We start from the raw sequence: 19,612 nt of genomic DNA, 5'->3' as shown, positions 1-19,612 counted from the left end.
GAATGGCATGGCCAGAATGCCTTCGAACTCCTTGGCGCCTGCACCTTTGGCTGCCCACAGTTCCAGCTGGAGGCGCGCCCACTCTCTGACGTCGACGCGATTCACATTCTCGCGACGTTCAGACCGCAGCGCGCTCAATGAGTCGACGCGCACCGTCGCTTCGATGATGCGACACCCACACCATGCGGCTGTCTTCGCTGCCCAGGGTCGGCTCGCGAACCTCGTAGGCACAATGGTCGCTCGCGCTGCGCCAGGGTAGGATCCGCGATTGATGATTTCGAGCTCGTCGATGAGGTCTTCTGCGAAGCCGTCGGGCCCCAGCCCCCTCTCCCTGAAGCGGATCTCGACGCCATCGTCGAACCCTGCGCAGCATCCGCGCGACGGCAGTTTTCACCAGACGGGCATAGAGCGCAGCGGCCAGATCACCGAAGCCGATCCGGCCTCTCGCCAAACCTCTCCCCCGAACTCACCTGCTGCGCCACCCGCCGCAGCGCCAACAACAACGGCTCCACCAGCACCGACCCCAGCACCACGTACCGCACCGCAGCCTCCGCGGACTCGTCCGGCACCCCGGCGAGCTCGGCATCCGCGATCCGCCGCGCACTGGCAAGGTACTCCGCCATCGCCGCATGCGGCACGGTGAATCCGGCTCGCTCCAGCCCTTGCAACGCCCGGGCGACCGCGTGGAGCACTGCCTCATCGCACATCCCGGACTTCCACCCGAGCCCCTCGACGAGCCGCTCAGCGCCGGTCAGATCCAACTCCTCATCCACCGGGGGAGTGATCGCCGCATGCGCCGTTCCGAGCAAATCGTGCGGGTTCTCCGGCGGGTCATCCAGCGCCGCCAACACCCGCCGCGTCTCGGCGATGCTCACGCCCGCGTCGAGCAGCGCGCGGATCACCCGCAGCCGCTCGACGTGCTTCTCGCCGTACGCGGCCTGAGTCGGCGCGCTGCGCTCACCCTCGGGCAGCAGAGCCTCGCGCAGGTAGTACTTGATCGTCGGCACGGTCACGCCCGTCTGCGCGGACAGTTCGGAAATTCTCATGGCCACCTCTTGACTTCGATAGTAGCGCTATCCATTATGGATAGTGACGCTATCCAATCAAGAGGAGTCATCATGTCGAAGATCATCCCGGGCCGCATGACCCACCGCCACGAAGGCGAACTCGTCGTGTTCCACATCGGGATGCAGATCAACCGCTGGTGGCGCCCCGACCTCTGGTTGCCGCCCTTCCTCGCCATGCCGCGGATGCTGCGCGAGCTCTCCATCGACACAGACTCGGGCATGCTCGGCTTCCGCCTGCTCTTCGGCGCCGGCGGACCCTACGTGGTGCAGTACTGGTCATCGATCGACAAGCTCTACGCCTACGCATCCAACCCGTCGCAGGAGCACCGTCCTGCCTGGACCCGCTTCAACAAGATGGCGCGCAAGGCTCCGGGAGCAGTCGGCATCTGGCACGAGACCTTCCTCATCGACACCGCCGAGAGCGTGTACGCATCGACGAAGCCGATGGGTTTGGCGAAGGCGACGGAGCTCGTCGAGGTCCCACGGCGTCAGGATCGGGCGCAGGCGCGGTTTGCGGATGGGCGGACGGTTGCCAAGAACGGGTAACTGGTGGAGCGTTAGCCGATGGAAAAGGCAACGCGGCGATACTCTCGGGATGAACTGCACTTCGCCGCATCGAGGCGTCGCTAGACACGCAACCGGAGGACGCTTTGAAGGCTGTTGATGCCAATCTGTTGGAGCTGCTGAAGAAGAGTGAGCGGTTCGTCGTACCGATCTATCAGCGTGTCTACTCATGGGGCATCGCGGAATGCGCGCAATTGTGGACTGACATCGTTCGCGCAGGAGCGCGCAATGGGCTGAGCAACCATTTCACGGGCTCGATCGTCTACATCGAGAAAGATCAGGGGACTACGACTTCTCGGGAACCTGACCTGATCATCGACGGCCAGCAGCGCGTGACGACGGTGACGCTGCTTCTCGCTGCTCTCGCGGCACACCTCGACGAACTACCTGACGACGAGCGCGAGCCTGTCGCCGGTTTCGCTCCACAGAAGATCCGTGGCCTGTATCTGACGAACCCTTATGAGTCGGGCGATGACTTCTTCAAGCTGATGCTCTCGAAGCGAGACAAGGAAGCACTGAAGGCTGTCGTCAGTAATGCACCGCTGCCGGCGTCGGACTCGAGGATCATCGAGAACCACGCGTTCTTCATCGACCAGCTAAGCCGCGCAGACGCGGAGACGGTCATCGATGTCTGCCGCGGGCTCTCGAAGCTCGTCGTCGTGGATGTGAAACTCACCCGCGGCACTGACGACCCGCAGCTCGTCTTCGAGTCGATGAACGCGACCGGCAAACGACTCTCCGAGGCTGACTTGATCCGAAACTTCGTACTCATGGACCTTCCGCCAGCCCGGCAGGAACGTCTGTATGAGGACTACTGGTTCCCGATGGAGAAGGAGTTCCAGGGAACGAACGAGCCCCGATTCGACGAGTTCGTTCGCCACTTCCTGACGGTGAAGACGCTGAGCATCCCTCGGCTCGACGAGATCTATGACGCCTTCAAGGACTACGCTGCCGGACAGGCAGAGCACGGGATGACCCGCGACGAACTAGTCGTGGAGCTGAGCCGCAACGCAAGCTGGTTCGCTGCCATGGCGCTCGATAACGAGCTCGACCCGTTGCTGGCCAAGCGCTTCCGCGAGCTCGACCAACTGGCAACGGTCACGTACCCGTTCCAACTGCGACTCTATGCCGACTACGCGGACGGCCACCTGTCGAGTGCTGAGTTCGCGGAGCTCCTGGACACGATCATCGCCTATCTGTTCCGCCGAGCTGTGTGCCGGATTCCGACCAACAGCCTCAACAAGACTTTCGCGACCTTGGCCGCAGCAATCGACCAGCAGGACTACGTCGGAAGCGTGCGCGGACGCCTGCTCACGCTTCCGGACTACCGCCGATTCCCCAGCGATGAGGAGTTCAAGGAGGCTCTCAAGTCGACGGACATGTATCACCTGAAGCGGCGCGGCTACTTCTTCCGCACCATGGAGAACCATGGGCGGAAGGAAGAGGTATCGACGGCCGAGTACACGATCGAACACATCATGCCGCAGAACGCCAACCATGCATGGCAGGAAGCCCTGGGTACAGATTGGGAGACCATCCACGACCGGTACCTTCACACGTTGGGCAACCTGACCCTCACTGGTTACAACCCGGAGTACTCCGATCGGCCCTTCGGCGAGAAGCGAGACATGGAAGGTGGTTTCCGCGAGAGTCCCCTTCGTCTGAACCACGGTCTCGGACAATTGGACACTTGGGACGCCACAGGGATTGAGCGGCGCGCGGAGCGCTTGGCCCAACAAGCCGTCGGGATTTGGGCGCGTCCGTCACTCTCGGAGTCCGAGATCGATGAGTATCGACGAAAGTTCGATGACTCGCGCCGGTTCGACTGGTCAATGACCCATTCGATCCTCGCCGCATTCCCCGCGGGGCGATGGACGAGTTACAACACGCTTGCCGAAGCAGTCGGCACGGGAGCGCAAGCACTGGCTCGTCATCTCATGACCTGTCGAGACTGTGAGAACCCATACCGCGTGCTCACTTGGGACGGGAGAGTCGCGAACGACTTCAGGTGGAATGACGGTGATGACCACCGTGACCCGGCTGCCCTGCTCGACTCCGAAGGTGTGCAGCTCTCCCATGGACACGCAGACGCCGAGCAGCAGCTGACGACCGACGATCTCTTGGAGCTAGTCGGGGAGGGTGACTCCTGACATAGCGGCCTGGACTCTAGCCCGCTCATAGCGCTCTGACTCTCCCGCGCTCAGCGTGGTGGCGTCCAGGTAGAACTATCAGCGTCCCACGCGATCACTGTCTTCGAGCTCCCCTCGTACACGCCTTCTGCCTGTTTTTCGTCAGCACCGAAAATAGCTGCAGTTGCGTGTTCAAGGGATTCGATCGCCTTCGAAGCAGTCGCCTCGTCGCTGGTCTTGATGACCGCGGTCACGGAGTGCTCACGCGTAGAGATCGTCCAGTTCACCGTCGTGGGCACCTCAGCTGACGACCCTTCGGGTGTCCGGCGGCGGCGCCAAAGCACTTTCACGCCGTCCCAGACAACATTCGCCCCGATAGATAGGAGAACCGCATAGGCCACGTCGACATAGATCTGCGGGTCCGGGACGAGTCCAAACTGGTAGGCGCGCTTGATCGAAATCGTCTCATCGCATCGCTCATCCACGGTCAAAGCAGATTCAGCTGCGACAAGAGAGTCATCATCAAACCAGGCGTGGTCGGCGCTGATAGTCACACCGCCCCGGGCAGCACGTCGCAACCTGACATCACGCTCGATCGGGAACGTCATCGTGACGGACATGCCGGGAAGCGTTTCGAACCAACGAACATCGTCCCGATGAACTTCTAGGTCGCACCAAAGTTGATTCGCACCTTCTTCAGCGTGGACATAAGCTCTCACGTTGCGCACGCGGAGAGGCCTCGCGAGATCGTGCGCCAAGTGCATCGGCAGGCCCTGTCGATTGATTCGCGCGGCCGCATCCTCCAAGAACTCAACCGGGACGGAGAATCCACCGTAGGCACTGATCCGTTCGTCGGTCATCATAATCCCGCGCTTCGCTAGCCATTCGCTGTCGCTCATGGAGCCATGCTCCCAGAGGTCGGGCCGAACCTTCGCGATCGACTACGCCCCAATCCCCCGCAACAACCGCACCACCGTCTCCTCGACCCGCTCGGCACTCAACGGCTGCCCGATCAGCGCGGCATAGCTCGCCATCGCGATGAATTGATCCGCGATCGCGGCAGCATCCACGTCCGCCCGCACGTCACCGGCCACACGTCCGCGCACGACCCGCTCCGTCACCCACTCGCGAATCGGCGCGGCCAGCCGCTCGTTCAGCACGAGCCCCAACGCGGGATCGGCGGCGGTCACCTCGATGAGCGCCCGCGCCAGCGCCACACCCTCGGGCCGCGCCAGTCCCGCAGACATCACAGAGAACCACGCCCGCAGGTCAGCCGCTAGATCCGAAGTCATCGGCACGGCGACATCCGCCCCCGGCACCGAACCCTCGACGAGCGCCTCCCCCAGGATCGCCGCCTTCGACCCCCACCACCGGTAGATCGTCTGCTTCGACACCCCGGCGGACTCCGCGAGCCCCTCGATCGTCACGGCCTCGTAGCCTCCGGCGGTCAGGGCGGCGCGCATCGCCTCCAGAACGGACTGGCGCGCTCTTTCGCTGCGAGGACGAGGCACCTTCCGAGCGTACTCACGTTCAACAGGGCCCGCCGGCCACCCACCCGTCGAAGAGCCCCCCTTCGGATCGCCACAGAGTCCACCCCGTGCTATCTGCTCGTGGTTAGCTAACTCCAGTTCACCGCACAGACCGCGGTTAGGGCTCAGAGAGGAGCCAAAAGTGGCTAGGGAGATGACAGCAGCTTCGCTCGCCAGAGAGGCCGAGCTTGAAGTTGACGACGTCCTGTTGTTGATCTGGGAAGTCGGAATCGAGTACCCGACGACTCCTACTTCGTTGATACGACCAGGAGACCATGATCGGGCACGTGACGCGGTCGGTATCACGCCCGTAAGACGCCGATTGTTGATCTCCTACTGGATCGACTTACTCGGCTTGACGCCGACGGAGTTTCGGGCCTGGGCGGCGCAGGTCGGAGTTGCGATCCCCGACGGCGCGCGAAAACTCCCCAAGGGTGCGTTGAGAAAGATCGAGCGTAGCGAACGCTCACGCACAGCACGCGACGAGAGGAAGGTAAAAGCGGATCCTCCTCGCGTGGAGCTACAACCGTTCGAGTGGCGCCCCGTTGGACTCGCGCGGGACACCATTCGGCATCTCTCATCGGACGAAGTGGAAGCGATTCACTTCCAAATCGCTGCGGATTTCGCTGGAAGCAGCGATCCCATAGCGCCCGCAGGCGTCCGAAGCCATGACCTTCTTGAGAGCGCAGCGACACGCCCGCATACGGCTGTCTTCGGCGAGAGAAAATACCCCACAGTCGAGATGGCGTGCGCAGCAATCACCCACTCTCTCGTGCATAACCATCCCTTCCACAACGGCAACAAGCGAACCGCCCTCGTCTCCATGCTTGTCTCGCTGGACGAGAACGGGATGTCTTTGGTGTCCTCCCAGGAGGATGTCTTCAAATGGATCCTTCGCGTTGCATCTCATCGCCTTGGCGCCGAACGGTTCGACGCAGATCGTCATGACGTGGAAGTCCTACTCATGTCCCAATGGATTTCCCAGAACTCCAGACGGACCGAGAGTGGCGAACGCGTCATCACCTTCGCCACGTTGCGGCGCCGACTCCATGCACTCGGCTGCACCGTCTCAATATCGAGCAATCGAGGGGGCCGAGCAATCGTCGATCGGACCGTTGAGATCGATGTTCCACGCTTGATCGGGAAGCGTACAAAAGTCGAGCGGCGGCGCGCCTGGCTGCCATACGGCGGCGACGGGAGACAGGTTTCGCGGGGTCGAATAAAGGACATGCGCCGCGAGCTCCATCTTTCCGACGAGTACGGTGTCGACTCCGCCGCGTTCTACGGCACCGATGATCGCCCTGTGGACGATTTCATCGCCATCTATCGGAAGACCCTTCAGCGTCTAGCAAGGCTGTGAAACAAGGCCACAGCTTCCGCGAGTCCCTCGATCGTCACGGCCTCGTAGCCACCGGCCGACAGGGCAGCGCGCATCGCGTCCAGAACGGACTGGCGCGCTTTTTCACTGCGAGGACGAGGCACCCTCCGAGCGTACTCAGGCGTACACTGAAACATAAGTAGACGCACCGTTGCGAAACTCGAACAAGGAGAACAAATGGCCCTCACCGCTCACTCCACCATCGGCGACTGGCTGAACGACCCCACGGGCGGTCCGCTCATCCGCAGCCTCTTCGAGAAGACGGGCGCCGACCCCGAACTGCTCACCCCGGTGCTGGGCCTCCCGCTGCAGCAGCTCGTCGCGATGAGCCAGGGCGCGATGCCGCAGTCCATCGTCGACGACCTCGTGCGCGCAGCCAACGGCGGCGAGATCCCCGCGGATGACGAGACCTCCGGCTGGACCGAGAAGCCCACCGCCGGACGCTTCTCCGGCAAGACCGTCATCGTCACGGGGGCGGCATCCGGCATCGGCAAGGCCACGGCATCCCGCATCGCCCGCGAAGGCGGACGCGTGATCGCCAGCGACATCGCCGCCGAGAAGCTCGACGCCCTCAAGGCGGAGCTGCCGGATGCCGACATCGTCACGGTCCCCGGCGACCTCACCCAGCAGGACGCGATCGACGCCGTGCTCGCCGCCGCCGGCGACCGCATCGACGGCCTCGCCAACGTCGCCGGCATCAACGACGACTTCTCCCCCGCAGGCGAGACGACGGATGCCGTCTGGGACCGCGTCATCGCGATCAACCTCACCGCCCCGTTCAAGCTCATGCGCGCCGTGCTTCCGATCATGGAGGCAGCCGGCCGCGGCTCGATCCTTAACGTCTCGAGCGAAGCGGGCCTGCGCGGCAACTCCTCGGGCAACGCCTACACCGCCAGCAAGCACGGCATCATCGGCGTCACGAAGTCCGCGGCGTTCATGTATGGGCCGAAGGGCATCCGCGTGAACTCCGTCGCCCCCGGCGGCGTGGCCACCGGCATCCCGATGCCCCCGAACATGTCTGAGTACGGCTCGGGCCGACTGGCTCCGTTCCAGCAGGCGATCCCGACCGTCGCGACCGCGGAGCACCTCGCCGCGTCGATCACGTTCCTGCTGTCGGACGATGCAGTGAACATCAACGGCGCCATCCTCGCCTCCGACGGCGGATGGTCGGTGCAGTAGATCACCCCGCAAAGTCAACGCCCCCGCCGACCCGAACGGCGGGGGCGTTTCGCGTCTAAAGACGGATGCTCAGCGGTCGGTCGTGAGCACTGCTGTGGCGATGGCCGCCGCGACCACGCCGAGCACCCCGACGCCGAGAAGTACGAGCCCCGCGGGCCAGACCACGAGATACGTGGCCTCGAATGTGTCATCGCCCAGGTCGTTGAGCTGTTCGATCGTCCCGGCGCTCGTGAGCCAGATGCCGACGATCAGCGCGACAAGCGGCACGACCCACGCGATACCCCACGAGAACCTCCGGGCGAGCATCCGCTGTCGCTCGCGCAGCTCCGCCTCCTCGACGACAGCGTCGAATCGAGCATCCTCGGCGCGCTCCTGCGCAGCATCCTGAGTCGCATCCATCCCTGCACAGTAGCGCTCAGGCGCGGGGCGGGATAGGTGCGTGGCCGCATGATCTGAACGACGGCGTCCACGAACGCGCACGCCAGGATCCGCGCAGATCCCCCAGGACTGTGCCCTCGTCCGCGTGCTTTAGTTACTCGGAAGACGTCGATCACTTCCTTTCCGCGTCAACAAGAAGAGGATGCATGCTGATCAACACCGTCGCAGTGCTCCTCGCTGTGAGCGCGGGTCTGATGTTCGGAGCGCGAGCCACCGGGCCGCATCGCTGGATACTGACCCTCGCCCCTCTTCTCGTCGTCGCGGCAGCCTTCATCGGAGCCATCGCGCTGGGCCCGACCGCCGACTGGGCGGGACCCATCTTCGGAATCGTCTGCGCCACCACGAGCGTGCTCGCATCTGCCGCTGTCCGCCGTGACGAACCCGCATTCCGCGGCGAACCTTACTGGCGGCAAGTCCTCATGGATCTGTCAGGGCGCTATCCGGCCGACGGCACCCATCAGAACGAGACCGGTACCACCGGGCGATAGCCTCACCCCCAGAACTCCCCCATCCCTCGGCCGTCGCACACCCCCCGGCCTGCGCGTGAGGGGTCAAGACGCGCCGACCCCACACGCCTCGACGCGGCGTGTCGTGACTCCTCGCGGCCAAGTCCGGCTCGGGGCCTCGAACCATGGCGCAGCGCGACCTTAGCTGGACAGAGTCGAACAATTCCCCCGGTCCGCGGACAGAAAGTCTCGCCGCAACCCAACCGTGAGCGACACGATATATTGCCGAAACATACGTTCCATACGTTTCATACGTATCCCTCAGGGCCACAAGCCCACCCCGCACCACGACGACGTGATCGGTCGCCCTCGCCATGCCAACCCGAAAGCACCCATGCTCCGACTGACCTCCCCCGCCCGTCGGCGAATGCTCGCGACCCTCCCGGTCACCGCGCTGCTCGCCGGTTCCCTGCTCGTCACCTCCGTCCCCGCCGCCGCAGCCGACGGCCCGATCGATGGCCCCCGCACCTCCGGCGACGCAATGTTCCCGAACGTCGGCAACGGCGGCTACGACGCCCTGAACTACGACGTTTCTCTCGCCTGGAGCCCGACCGGCGTCGCCGACGGCCTCATCACCGGCGACATCACGACGGCCACCACCACCATGACCGCACGGGCACTCGAGCCGCTGCGCAGCTTCTCGCTCGACTTCGAGGGCATGACCATCTCGGCGGTCACCGTCAACGGCACCCCCGCCACGTGGGAGCGCGACATCGATGCGGATGCGGTGAAGTACAAGCTCATCGTCACCCCGGCCACCGCGGTCGAGGGCGAGTTCACGGTGGCGGTCACGTACAGCGGAACCCCCGTGCGCCACGTCGACACCGACGGCAGCTACGAGGGCTGGAACGGCACGAACGACGGAGCGATCCTGCTCGGACAGCCGATCGGCATGATGGCCGGCTTCCCGCACAACAACACCCCGGGCGACAAGGCGACCTACACGATCTCGGTCGACGCGCCCTCAGTGCTCGCGAACGCTTCCGAGGTCACCGGTGACGCGGCCGTCGCCAGCAACGGCGAGCTGCAGTCGAAGACCGTCTCCGGTGACCGCACGACCTGGGTGTGGCGTCAGGACAAGCAGATGGCCTCCGAGCTCGTGGTCATCGCGATCGGCCGCTTCGACGTGATCGAGGGTTCGATCACGCTGACGGATGGCCGCAGCATCCCCTCGTGGTCGTTCATGGACTCCGGCCTCAGCGACGGTAACAAGACCACGATCCGCAACCGGGTCACTCAGCTCGAGACCATCACCCGCAACCTCGAGTCGATCTACGGCCCCTACCCGGGCAACAGCACCGGCGTGATCGTCGACAGCGTGCCCAGCGGCGTGAACTACGCACTCGAGACGCAGGACCGATCCTTCTTCCCGAGCGCCAGTTCGGTCAACGGCAGCACGCTCATCCACGAGCTCGTGCACCAGTGGTACGGCGACAACATCGCCCCCACCACGTGGACCGACATCTGGATCGGCGAAGGCATGGCCACCTGGGGCCCGACGCACTACAGCAGCGCGGCCGGCTTCGGCAGCGGCGCGAGCACCGAGCAGACCTACTACTCCTCCTGGAACCGCACGGCCTCGAGCAGCGCGAACTGGAACACCCCTCCCGGCGCGCAGACCGCCTCGGAAGACCTCTACGGCTATCAGACCTACACCCGCAGCGCGCAGTTCTGGGAAGCGCTGAAGATCTCCATCGGTGACGACGCCTTCTTCACGCTGATCAAGGAATGGCAGACCCGCTTCGCCGGCCAGAGTCGCACCGCCGCCGACCTCAAGGCCCTCGCCGAAGAGATCTCCGGCCGCGACATCACCGCCCTGTGGAACGACTGGATCCTCGAGCCCGGCAAGCCCGCCTGGCCCGACAAGCTCTCGCTCGCTCTGACGGATGCCGGAGCCGACCCGCTCGCGGTCGGCGACACCGTGACGTACACGGCAACGGCCACCAACACCGGCCGCGTGGCACTGGCGTCGTCGGTCGTCACGATCGACCTGAGCGAGCTGCTGACCCGCGCCACGCTCGACGCCGTCCCGACCGGGGCAACGCTCGACGGCACCACCCTGACCTGGAACGTTCCGGTCGGCACGGCTCCGGAAGCCACGGCCGAGCTCACCTTCAGCGCGACCGTGACCGACGACGCCCCCGGCGGCGCGTTCCCGGTCACCGCCCGCGTCGCCACCCTCGGCGGCACGTGCGACAGCTGCGTCGCCGAGGCCAACGTCATGCAGGTGCTCGCGCCGACCACGGCTCCGACCATCACCGGCAAGGCCGTCGTCGGGCAGACACTGACCGCGAGCTCCGAGGGGTGGCCCGAGGGCACGGAGCTCAGCTACGAGTGGGCGATCGACGGCGAACCCGTCGTGAGCACGGCTCGTGCCGCAGACCCCGCCACCACGTTCACGATCCCCGCGAGCGCGCTCGGTGCACGCATCTCGGTCACCGTGACCGGATCACTGACCGGATTCCGCACGGGCTCCGCCACGAGCGCGGCCACTGCGGCCGTCGTCGCGGCGGCTGTCCCCGGTGACGGCGGCACACCTGGCACGGGCGGGGTCACGGCTCCGGGAGACGACCAGCTCAGCTCCACGGGTGGTGACCTGCCGATCGGCGGCATCCTCATCGGCATGGTGCTGCTGTCGCTCGGTGGCGCGTTCGTCGCGATGCGTCGCCGTCGCGGCATCGACGCCCCGTAAAGCCCGACGGATGCCGTGACCCGAACACGGCATCCGTCGTCATCCCCATCTGGGGATAGGAAGCGCACGTCCTCCCCCCGGGCGTGCGCTTCTCTCATGTCCGCGAGGTGAGCGCTACCCGCGCCTTCGCACAGCATCGCCCATGGCGACGAAGGCCTCTTCCAGGATCGGCCGCGGAGTCGCGAACACGATGCGCACGTAGTCCTTGTATCCGTGGCCGAGTAACCGGCCCTCGGTGAGCACGACGTCGGCCTGCTCGCGGAAGAACTCCGCCGGAGGCCCGTCGATGCCGAGTGCGCTGACGTCGATCCAGCCGATGTATGTCGCTTCGGGAATGCGATACAGGGCACCGGGCAGGTGCTGCTCCACGAGCGACGCCAGCTGCCGGCGCGACCCGTCGAGGTACCCGATCACCTCGTCGAGCCAGGGCTTTCCGTGCCGGTACGCGGCGGTCGATGCCACGACTCCGAGCGTCGACGCACCGTGGTGCACCGCGAAGCCGAACTCTCGATACAGCTCCTGGTCGGCATCGTTCGACGTGATCAACTGCGCGGTCTTGAGCCCCGCGATGTTCCAGGCCTTCGAGGCGCTGGTCCCCGTGACGGTGTGGCCGGCCGCGGCATCCGAAATGGAGGCATAAGGGATGAACGGTGCCCGGTCGAAGCGCAGCGGCGCGTGGATCTCGTCGGCGAACACCCGTCCGCCGTGCCGCTCCACTATCTCGGCGATCGCCTCGAGCTCCTCCCGACCGGCGACCGTGCCGGTGGGGTTGTGCGGGTTGCACAGCACGAGCGTCCGCGCCCCGGCGGCGAAGGCCTCATCGATGCGTTCCAGGTCGTGCTGCCAGCGCCCGTCGACCGCGACGCCCGGGACCTCGATTACCGGATGCCCGATCGACGGCAGATATGTCAGGAACGGCATGTAGGCCGGGGTGGGCACGATCACGGCCGATCCGGAGGGCGAGTACTCCCGCACGGCCACACCCAGTGCGGCCATGACATCCGCGACATGATGCACACGCTCAGGGTCGACCGCCCACCCGTACTCGTCACGCATCCAATCGGATGTCGCCTCGCTGAGCTCCGCCGCGACCGGGGGCGACAGGTAACCGAGGTTCTCGTCGGCGACAGCGCGGCCCAGGGCCTCGGCGATCACCGGAGCGACCCCGAAGTCCATCTCCGCGACCCAGGCGCCGATCGTGCCCGGATGCAGGCTCCACTTGCGGCTGTGCGGGCGATCGAGCTGCACCCTCGAACGGGCGTCGAAGGGATGGGACAGGAAGGACTCGGCCATGGCAGGACTCAGGCAGCGCCGGGACAGGACCGACAGGTCGTGGTCTGGATCTGGGTCATGGGACGGCTCCTTCACAGCGGGACTCGACCAATCTACGGATGCCCTTCGCACGACGCACGTCTCGTGTCGGCGGATAACGCGAGGTGACGTTCCTGCGCGTGTGAGGTGAAGGTGGTGCGAGGGGGAGTGGTCGCGCACTGCGCCGAAACACCTCTCACGACTGCGCAGTGGAGTCAAGGGAGCAGACGCGTCGGCGCATGCGACCTAGTTTCGGAATATGCCCCACCAGAATGCCGCCGCGAGGACCCCGCGATGACGCTCGACGTCGTCTCGCCGGCGACCGCGCTGCTCGACGACCGCTACCTGCTCGAAGAGCGCGTCGGGCGCGGGGGGATGTCGACCGTCTACCGCGCGACGGACACCCGCATGGAGCGCCCGGTCGCGATCAAGATGATCCACGAAGATGATCGCGCCGCGGCATCCGCCGACCGTGCCCACACCGAGAAGGCGTTGCTGGCCGCTGTCGACCATCGGTCACTCGTGACGCTGTACGACGCGCAGCTGATCCCCGGGCGCCCTCGTTACCTGGTGATGGAGTTCGTCGACGGCCCGACTCTCGCGCGTCGGCTCACGAGCGGTCCGATGCGCGCACGCCAGGTCGCCCGTTTCACCAGGGACCTCGCCGAGGGGCTGGCCGTCGTGCATGCGGCGGGGATCATCCACCGCGACGTGAAGCCGTCGAACATCATGCTCGCCCGCAACCCGCTCGGCGGCCCGTGGACGGCGAAGCTCGCGGACTTCGGCATCGCCTGTGAGATCGGCAGCCCGCGGATGACGTCGCCCGGCATCGTGCTCGGCACCTTCGCCTATATGGCGCCGGAGCTGCTGCGCGACGCCGAGCCCGGCACGGCCGGCGACGTCTTCGGCCTCGGCCTGGTCGCCCTCGAGGCACTCACCGGGTCTTTGGCGTATCCCGCGAACGGAACCGGCCGTGGCGCGGCGACCGCGCGCGTCATGAACCCTCCGGTCATCCCGGACCGCATCCACGACGAGTGGCGCGACCTGCTCGAACGCATGACGCGCCTGGACCCCTTGGAGCGCCCGACGGCCGCGCAGGTCGCCCTCTCGGCAGAGTCGCTCATGCGCGTGAGGCGCGCGACCACCGTCGCGGCCCCCGCCACTGCGTGAGCCGCGGCGCCGGCGCGCGCGGTGCGGAGTCTGCGTGCGGATTGCGCGGCCAGATGCATGTTTATCGGCCATGCGGTGCGGATTCTGCGCGCGCTTCGCGCGGCCAGATGCACGTTTATCGGCCATGCGGTGCGGAGTCTGCGTGCGCTTCGCGCGGCCAGATGCACGTTTATCGGCCAGACTGAGCGGAATTGGCCGATAAACATGCATCTGGCCGACGGGAGCATCGGCCGACGGAAGCACCGCGCGCACGGACTCAGCCGGCCTGCACGTCGAGCACCCAGGTCACCCCGAAGCGGTCCGTCAGCATGCCGAAGCCCGGCGACCAGGCCGACGCCGCGAGCGGTTCAACGATCACGGCACCGTCGGCGAGCGCATCCCAATACCCGCTGATCTGCGCGAGCGAATCACCCCGCAGGGACTGGAAGAACGTGCGATCCGTGATCGTGGCACCGTTCTCGCGGTGTGTGGATCCGGCGGTGGCTGCGGCATCCGCATCGTCCTGCCCAGGGATGTCATAGGCCATCAGACGGATGCCGTCGTCGGTCTGCAGCTGGCCGAACACGATCTTGTCGGCACCGGGCACGCCGTCGGGCATGCCGACGTCGGCGTAGGTCGCGGCCGTGACCTCGCCGCCGAACACGGACCGGTAGAAGTCGAGCGCCTGCCGGGCGACGCCGCGGAAGTTCAGGTGAGTGGTGGTCGTGAGGGTCATGAGCTGTCCTTCTCTTCGTGGGTTCTCTGCGGCGTTCCGCGACTCGGAGCCGCCGTCGAGACCAACGATCACATCAGAAGAGGTCAGTTTCAGTCCTCTTCTCGACGCACAATGGATGACATGACCGGAAGCTCTTCACGGATGCTGGCGCTGCTCTCACTGCTGCAGACGCCGCGGGACTGGCCGGGGCCCGTGCTAGCCGAGCGGCTGGAGGTGAGTCCGCGCACCGTGCGTCGCGACGTCGATCGGCTGCGCGCGCTCGGCTACCGCATCGGCGCGGTCAAGGGACCGGACGGCGGGTACCGTCTCGCGGCCGGATCAGAGCTGCCCCCGCTGCTGTTCGACGACGACCAAGCCGTCGCGATCGCGGTCGCCCTGCAGAGCGTGCGGTCGAGCGGCATCGACATCGATGAAGCCGCAGCCCGCGCGCTCGCGACCGTGCGGCAGGTGATGCCCTCGCGGCTGCGGCACCGCGTCGACGGCATCCGCTTCACGGGCGCCGAGAACACGATCAGGGTCGATCCGGCCGTACTGGAGGCGGCGAGCGCCGCCGTGCGCGACCGGCTCGTGCTGCGGTTCGACTACGACTCTGTGTCGGACCCGAGGTCGGACGATCGGCCCGCCCGTCGCACCGAGCCGCACGCCGTGGTCGCGCGTGAGGGACGCTGGTACCTGCTCGCCTGGGACCTGGATGCCGACGACTGGCGCACGTTCCGGCTCGACCGCGTGCATCCGCGCATCCCGACCGGCCCGTCGTTCACGCCCAGACCGCTGCCGGCGGCGGATGCGCAGACGTACCTGGCGGCGCGGGCGAAGGGGTCGACGACCGAGGACCGCTGGCCGTGCACCGGCGAGTTCGTGATCGCGCTGCCCGTCCGCGAGGTCGCCCCCTGGATCGGCGACGGCACGCTCGAGGCGATCGACGACGGCTCGTGTCGCATCACGGTGGGCTCGTGGTCGTGGACCGGCGTACTCGCCACGGTCGCGCGCTTCGACGCGGCCTTCACGATCGTGGGACCTGCCGCGCTGCACGAAGCTGCCAGATCACTCGCAGAGCGAATCGCCGCCGCGTCCGAGCCCTCGCCCGACTCTTCTTCATGACTTCAGGGGAGTAGCGCGAATGGTCGCCTACGCCCCGGGAATACGACTGTTCGCGACCTCTCGCCTCGGGGGTGAGCACCCGCACTCACTGCGGAGCGGGACGCCCTCGGGTCAGATGCTCGATCGCCATCTCCGCGACGGGCGCGAGCGACGGAGCGACCGCGCTCTCCGCGGTGCTGAACCGGAGCCAGTCGAGGCCCACACGTACATCGAGCACGGCCCGGCCGGTGTAGTCGACGCCGCTGAACGCGGCATCCGCGCCAGCGACGGAGACCGGGTTCCCCCCGTCGAGCTTGTCGAATGCCCACGCGCCGGAAGGAAGTGTTGTGAGCGAGATCAGGGTGGCGTCGTTGTAGACGTCCTGCCCCTCGGCATACATGCACAGCCGTCCGCCATCATTCACGTAGTAGACCTCGGCAGGGATACCCCACCCACCCAGTCGCGAGAAGTCCACGATCTCGACGTGCGCGCCCAGCTGCGCGGCGACTTCTTCCGCCGTGAGCAGCGTCTCGCACGACACGGCGGCGATCCCACTCGGACCGTACTCGAAGTCTCGGAGCGTGCCGGCGGCCGATGCCAGGAGTTCTTCGAACGCGGCACGCACTCGATCTTGATCGTCCTGCATCAGACCGGGGGACGTCATCGATCCCGTCAGCAGCACGTCTTCGTCTCGGAGGTTGATGATGCAGCGCCCGTCACCGCAACTGAGCGCCATGTCGGCGTTGCCGCCCGCTCCCCGCTTCAGCGCACCATCGATGATCGTCTGCGCATCCGGAACGATCGCGATCTCCCAGTAGGCATCAGGGTACGAGTTGGGATCGAAGGCGTCCAGGTCGCCTGCCGAGCACGCGATGCCACCCGCCCGCTGCATCATGTACTGAGCGGGTCCCGGATACCAGTTCGGCGAGGATGTCAGGCCCAGAGTGTCCTTCTCGCCGCCCACCGCTTCGCCCAGCAGACCGGAGACCGTTGCATTCACGTCGTCGCAGGTCACGTCGAACGCGGCTGTCGGGGCGACGATCGGCTCTTCAGTGGGTGTGGGGCTCGGCGACGGCGTGGGTGCCGAGGCCGAGGGGCTCGGGGCGACTTCCGCTTCCGGGGCGCATCCGGTCACCAGAAGGACCGTGACGACACCGAGACAGGCGAGAGTACGAAGGCGCATATCGCCACCATAGGAGGCTCCCGCCGAAGGCGACACGAACGGCACACAACGATTCGGTGCCGACCTTTCGCGCGCGCGGACGCCCTTCCGTCCGCGCACTCGACGCTGAAATCCGCCGGGACCCCACGCCGGTAGACTGGAGCTGCCCCGCCGGCCCCTTCCTTTGGAGTGCGCGTGACCACCGCCCCTGCACCTTCCCACAAGCACGTCCCCGACTCTGTCGAGAACGCGATCGCGACGCCCGAGAAGGAGCAGCCGTACGCGGCCCTCGGACTCAAGCCCGACGAGTACGAGCGCATCAAGGAGATCCTCGGCCGCCGCCCCACCTCGGGCGAGCTGGCGATGTACTCCGTCATGTGGAGTGAGCACTGCTCGTACAAGAGCAGCAAGAACTACCTGCGTCGCTTCGGCCAGAAGGTCAGCGACGAGATGAAGGAACGCCTCATGGTGGGCATGGGCCAGAACGCGGGCGTCATCGACGTCGGCGAGGGCTGGGCCGTCACCTTCAAGGCCGAGTCGCACAACCACCCCTCGTTCATCGAGCCCTTCCAGGGTGCGGCGACCGGCGTCGGCGGCATCGTCCGCGACATCATCTCGATGGGCGCCCGCCCGGTCGCGGTCATGGACGCCCTGCGCTTCGGTGCGATCGACCACCCCGACACCGCCCGCGTCGTGCACGGCGTGACCAGCGGCATCAGCTTCTACGGCAACTGCCTCGGCCTGCCGAACATCGGCGGCGAGACCGTGTTCGACTCCGTCTACCAGGCGAACCCGCTCGTGAACGCGCTGGCGGTCGGCGTGCTCCGCCACGAAGACCTCAAGCTCGCCAACGCGACCGGCGTCGGCAACAAGGTCGTGCTGTTCGGTGCCCGCACGGGTGGCGACGGCATCGGCGGCGCCAGCATCCTGGCATCCGACACGTTCGCCGACGGCGGCCCCACCAAGCGCCCCGCGGTGCAGGTGGGCGACCCCTTCGCCGAGAAGGTGCTCATCGAGTGCTGCCTCGAGCTCTACCGCGACGAACTCGTCGAGGCAATCCAGGACCTCGGTGCCGCCGGCATCTCCTGCGCCACGAGCGAGCTCGCGGCCAACGGCAACAGCGGCATGAAGGTCTCGCTCGACAACGTGCTGCTGCGCGACCCCACGCTCACGGCAGAGGAGATCCTCATGTCGGAGTCGCAGGAGCGCATGATGGCGATCGTCGCTCCCGAGAAGCTCGACGCGTTCCTCGCGGTCGTCGAGAAGTGGGACGTCGAGACCTCGGTGCTCGGTGAGGTCACCGGAGACGGCCGCCTCATCATCGACTGGCAGGGCGAGCGCATCGTCGACGTCGACCCCTCGACCGTCGCGGTCGACGGCCCGGTCTACGACCGTCCGGTCGCGTACCCGACGTGGATCGACGCGCTGCAGGCGGATGCCGCCGAGAACCTCCCCCGCTCCAACGACCCCGAGACGCTGCGCGAGCAGTTCCTCGCCCTGGTCGCCTCGCCGAACCTCGCCGACACCAGCTGGATCACGAACCAGTACGACTACTTCGTGCTCGGCAACACGGCCCTGAGCTTCCCCGACGACGCCGGCATGATCCGCGTCGACGAGGAGTCCGGCCTGGGCTTCGCGATCTCGACCGACGCGAACGGCCGCTACTGCCAGCTCGACCCGTACGCGGGTGCGCAGCTCGCGCTGGCCGAGGCGTACCGCAACGTCGCCGTCACCGGAGCGACCCCCACGGCGATCACGGACTGCCTGAACTTCGGCTCTCCCGAGAACCCCGAGGTCATGTGGCAGTTCGGCCAGACGGTCGACGGCCTCGCCGACGGATGCTACGAACTGGGCACTCCGGTCACCGGCGGCAACGTCTCGTTCTACAACCAGACCGGCGACGTGCCGATCCACCCGACGCCGCTGGTCGGCGTGCTCGGCATCATCGATGACGTGTCGCGCCGCATCCCCTCCGGGTGGCAGGACATCGGTCAGAACATCTACCTGCTCGGCACCACCTCGACCGAGCTCTCGGGTTCGGCCTGGGCCGATGTCGTGCACGACCACCTCGGCGGTCTGCCCCCCAAGGTCGACCTCGCCGGAGAGAAGCGCCTCGCCGGCCTGCTCGCGGCGGCCCGCGACGAGTGGCTCATCTCCTCGGCGCACGACGTCTCCGAGGGCGGCCTCGGCCAGGCCCTCGCCGAGGGTGTCACGCGCTTCGGCGTCGGCGCCCGCGTGTGGCTGAACGAGCTCATCGAGCGCGACGGGGTCGACACGGCATCCGCTCTGTTCTCCGAGTCGACCGGTCGCGTGATCGTCACGGTTCCCCGTGAGGACGACGTGAAGTTCCGCGGACTCTGCGAAGGCCGCGGCTACCCGGTGGCGCGCATCGGCGTGACCGACAGCGAACCGCAGCTCGAAGTGCAGGGCGTCTTCACGGTCTCGGCCGCTGAACTTCGCGAGCGTTCGGCCGCCACCCTCCCGTCGTACTTCGGTCCGACCGTCACCGAGCCGGTCAGCGCATGAGCGACGTCAGCCGCCAGAACCCGAACGAAGAGGACTACGGCGATCTCGGCGAGCGCCGCAACCGCCGCATCCGCATCGTCGCCTGGACGGTCATCATCGCCCTGATCCTCGGTGGCGGCGGCGCGACCGTCCTCACGCTGCTGCTCGGCTGAGACCTTTCCGCCGG

At 66.5% G+C, this 19,612-nt stretch carries 17 protein-coding genes; 10 read left to right on the top strand and 7 right to left on the bottom strand.

Features of this window, described 5'->3' with window-relative positions; translation table 11 throughout:
- Positions 1 to 422: 422 nt before the first annotated feature.
- Positions 423 to 1,046, bottom strand: a complete 624-nt coding sequence (locus MRBLWO12_RS16935; protein ID WP_363557577.1) for a MerR family transcriptional regulator — start codon at positions 1,044 to 1,046, stop codon at positions 423 to 425.
- A gap of 72 nt (positions 1,047 to 1,118) precedes the next feature.
- Here MRBLWO12_RS16935 and MRBLWO12_RS16930 point away from each other — a divergent pair, with 72 nt between their 5' ends.
- Both MRBLWO12_RS16930 and MRBLWO12_RS16925 read left to right on the top strand, forming a co-directional pair.
- Positions 1,119 to 1,613, top strand: coding sequence for a DUF4188 domain-containing protein (locus MRBLWO12_RS16930; RefSeq protein WP_363557575.1), 495 nt, complete (start codon positions 1,119 to 1,121; stop codon positions 1,611 to 1,613).
- A 104-nt stretch (positions 1,614 to 1,717) separates the two neighbouring features.
- Complete coding sequence (locus MRBLWO12_RS16925; RefSeq protein WP_363557573.1) at positions 1,718 to 3,781, top strand: DUF262 domain-containing protein; 2,064 nt, start codon at positions 1,718 to 1,720, stop codon at positions 3,779 to 3,781.
- Between the two features lie 50 nt (positions 3,782 to 3,831).
- On the opposite strand, the gene MRBLWO12_RS16920 is transcribed toward MRBLWO12_RS16925, so the two are convergent.
- Positions 3,832 to 4,659, bottom strand: a complete 828-nt coding sequence (locus MRBLWO12_RS16920) for a hypothetical protein (protein ID WP_363557571.1) — start codon at positions 4,657 to 4,659, stop codon at positions 3,832 to 3,834.
- 42 nt (positions 4,660 to 4,701) lie between these two features.
- Positions 4,702 to 5,271 (bottom strand): TetR/AcrR family transcriptional regulator, encoded by a 570-nt coding sequence (locus MRBLWO12_RS16915; protein WP_363557569.1) that lies wholly within the window; start codon positions 5,269 to 5,271, stop codon positions 4,702 to 4,704.
- Between the two features lie 160 nt (positions 5,272 to 5,431).
- On the opposite strand from MRBLWO12_RS16915, the gene MRBLWO12_RS16910 reads away from it, so the two are divergent.
- Together MRBLWO12_RS16910 and MRBLWO12_RS16905 are read left to right on the top strand one after the other, a co-directional pair.
- The gene (locus tag MRBLWO12_RS16910; RefSeq protein ID WP_363557567.1) at positions 5,432 to 6,649 is read left to right on the top strand and encodes a type II toxin-antitoxin system death-on-curing family toxin; all 1,218 of its coding nucleotides are present in this window, start codon (positions 5,432 to 5,434) and stop codon (positions 6,647 to 6,649) included.
- 195 nt (positions 6,650 to 6,844) lie between these two features.
- The gene (locus MRBLWO12_RS16905) at positions 6,845 to 7,846 is read left to right on the top strand and encodes an SDR family NAD(P)-dependent oxidoreductase (RefSeq protein ID WP_363557565.1); all 1,002 of its coding nucleotides are present in this window, start codon (positions 6,845 to 6,847) and stop codon (positions 7,844 to 7,846) included.
- Positions 7,847 to 7,915: 69 nt separating this feature from the next.
- On the opposite strand, the gene MRBLWO12_RS16900 is transcribed toward MRBLWO12_RS16905, so the two are convergent.
- Positions 7,916 to 8,245, bottom strand: a complete 330-nt coding sequence (locus MRBLWO12_RS16900) for a hypothetical protein (RefSeq protein WP_363557563.1) — start codon at positions 8,243 to 8,245, stop codon at positions 7,916 to 7,918.
- Positions 8,246 to 8,430: 185 nt separating this feature from the next.
- Here MRBLWO12_RS16900 and MRBLWO12_RS16895 point away from each other — a divergent pair, with 185 nt between their 5' ends.
- Positions 8,431 to 8,772, top strand: a complete 342-nt coding sequence (locus MRBLWO12_RS16895; protein WP_363557561.1) for a hypothetical protein — start codon at positions 8,431 to 8,433, stop codon at positions 8,770 to 8,772.
- A 352-nt stretch (positions 8,773 to 9,124) separates the two neighbouring features.
- Positions 9,125 to 11,482 (top strand): M1 family metallopeptidase, encoded by a 2,358-nt coding sequence (locus tag MRBLWO12_RS16890; RefSeq protein ID WP_363557559.1) that lies wholly within the window; start codon positions 9,125 to 9,127, stop codon positions 11,480 to 11,482.
- 114 nt (positions 11,483 to 11,596) lie between these two features.
- Here MRBLWO12_RS16890 and MRBLWO12_RS16885 read toward each other — a convergent pair whose 3' ends face one another.
- A complete protein-coding gene (locus MRBLWO12_RS16885; protein WP_363557557.1) occupies positions 11,597 to 12,775 on the bottom strand; it encodes a MalY/PatB family protein in 1,179 nt (392 codons plus the stop codon).
- Positions 12,776 to 13,087: 312 nt separating this feature from the next.
- On the opposite strand from MRBLWO12_RS16885, the gene MRBLWO12_RS16880 reads away from it, so the two are divergent.
- Entirely contained in the window at positions 13,088 to 13,963 is an 876-nt protein-coding gene (locus MRBLWO12_RS16880) for a serine/threonine-protein kinase (RefSeq protein ID WP_363557555.1), read from the top strand.
- 256 nt (positions 13,964 to 14,219) lie between these two features.
- Here the strand turns inward: MRBLWO12_RS16880 and MRBLWO12_RS16875 are convergent, their stop codons facing one another.
- Positions 14,220 to 14,678, bottom strand: coding sequence for a VOC family protein (locus tag MRBLWO12_RS16875; protein ID WP_363557553.1), 459 nt, complete (start codon positions 14,676 to 14,678; stop codon positions 14,220 to 14,222).
- 120 nt (positions 14,679 to 14,798) lie between these two features.
- Here MRBLWO12_RS16875 and MRBLWO12_RS16870 point away from each other — a divergent pair, with 120 nt between their 5' ends.
- A complete protein-coding gene (locus MRBLWO12_RS16870; protein WP_363557551.1) occupies positions 14,799 to 15,779 on the top strand; it encodes a helix-turn-helix transcriptional regulator in 981 nt (326 codons plus the stop codon).
- Positions 15,780 to 15,864: 85 nt separating this feature from the next.
- Here MRBLWO12_RS16870 and MRBLWO12_RS16865 read toward each other — a convergent pair whose 3' ends face one another.
- On the bottom strand, positions 15,865 to 16,941 hold the full coding sequence (locus MRBLWO12_RS16865) for a hypothetical protein (RefSeq protein ID WP_363557549.1): 1,077 nt from the start codon (positions 16,939 to 16,941) through the stop codon (positions 15,865 to 15,867).
- Between the two features lie 174 nt (positions 16,942 to 17,115).
- Between MRBLWO12_RS16865 and purL the strand changes: the two genes are divergently transcribed.
- Positions 17,116 to 19,446 carry a phosphoribosylformylglycinamidine synthase subunit PurL gene (gene purL, locus MRBLWO12_RS16860; RefSeq protein WP_363557547.1) on the top strand — a complete coding sequence of 777 codons (2,331 nt, stop codon included), beginning with the start codon at positions 17,116 to 17,118 and terminating at the stop codon, positions 19,444 to 19,446.
- Complete coding sequence (locus MRBLWO12_RS16855; protein WP_363557545.1) at positions 19,443 to 19,598, top strand: hypothetical protein; 156 nt, start codon at positions 19,443 to 19,445, stop codon at positions 19,596 to 19,598. The genes purL and MRBLWO12_RS16855 overlap by 4 nt, the downstream gene beginning before the upstream one ends.
- The last annotated feature ends 14 nt before the right edge of the window (positions 19,599 to 19,612 follow it).

The sequence above is a fragment of the Microbacterium sp. LWO12-1.2 genome, from assembly GCF_040675875.1.
Lineage (GTDB): Bacteria > Actinomycetota > Actinomycetes > Actinomycetales > Microbacteriaceae > Microbacterium.
The sequence above is the reverse complement of the archived record's forward strand: the minus strand, read 5'-3'. Positions and strand labels throughout refer to the sequence as shown.

Excerpts from the sequence above, each read along its gene's own strand:
- MRBLWO12_RS16935 (WP_363557577.1), bottom strand. The coding sequence starts at position 1,046 with ATGAGAATTTCCGAACTGTCCGCGCAGACGGGCGTGACCGTGCCGACG.
- MRBLWO12_RS16930 (WP_363557575.1), top strand. The coding sequence starts at position 1,119 with ATGTCGAAGATCATCCCGGGCCGCATGACCCACCGCCACGAAGGCGAA.
- MRBLWO12_RS16920 (WP_363557571.1), bottom strand. The coding sequence starts at position 4,659 with ATGAGCGACAGCGAATGGCTAGCGAAGCGCGGGATTATGATGACCGAC.
- MRBLWO12_RS16905 (WP_363557565.1), top strand. The coding sequence starts at position 6,845 with ATGGCCCTCACCGCTCACTCCACCATCGGCGACTGGCTGAACGACCCC.
- MRBLWO12_RS16900 (WP_363557563.1), bottom strand. The coding sequence starts at position 8,245 with ATGGATGCGACTCAGGATGCTGCGCAGGAGCGCGCCGAGGATGCTCGA.
- MRBLWO12_RS16895 (WP_363557561.1), top strand. The coding sequence starts at position 8,431 with ATGCTGATCAACACCGTCGCAGTGCTCCTCGCTGTGAGCGCGGGTCTG.
- MRBLWO12_RS16890 (WP_363557559.1), top strand. The coding sequence starts at position 9,125 with ATGCTCCGACTGACCTCCCCCGCCCGTCGGCGAATGCTCGCGACCCTC.
- MRBLWO12_RS16885 (WP_363557557.1), bottom strand. The coding sequence starts at position 12,775 with ATGGCCGAGTCCTTCCTGTCCCATCCCTTCGACGCCCGTTCGAGGGTG.
- MRBLWO12_RS16880 (WP_363557555.1), top strand. The coding sequence starts at position 13,088 with ATGACGCTCGACGTCGTCTCGCCGGCGACCGCGCTGCTCGACGACCGC.
- MRBLWO12_RS16875 (WP_363557553.1), bottom strand. The coding sequence starts at position 14,678 with ATGACCCTCACGACCACCACTCACCTGAACTTCCGCGGCGTCGCCCGG.
- MRBLWO12_RS16870 (WP_363557551.1), top strand. The coding sequence starts at position 14,799 with ATGACCGGAAGCTCTTCACGGATGCTGGCGCTGCTCTCACTGCTGCAG.
- MRBLWO12_RS16865 (WP_363557549.1), bottom strand. The coding sequence starts at position 16,941 with ATGCGCCTTCGTACTCTCGCCTGTCTCGGTGTCGTCACGGTCCTTCTG.
- MRBLWO12_RS16855 (WP_363557545.1), top strand. The coding sequence starts at position 19,443 with ATGAGCGACGTCAGCCGCCAGAACCCGAACGAAGAGGACTACGGCGAT.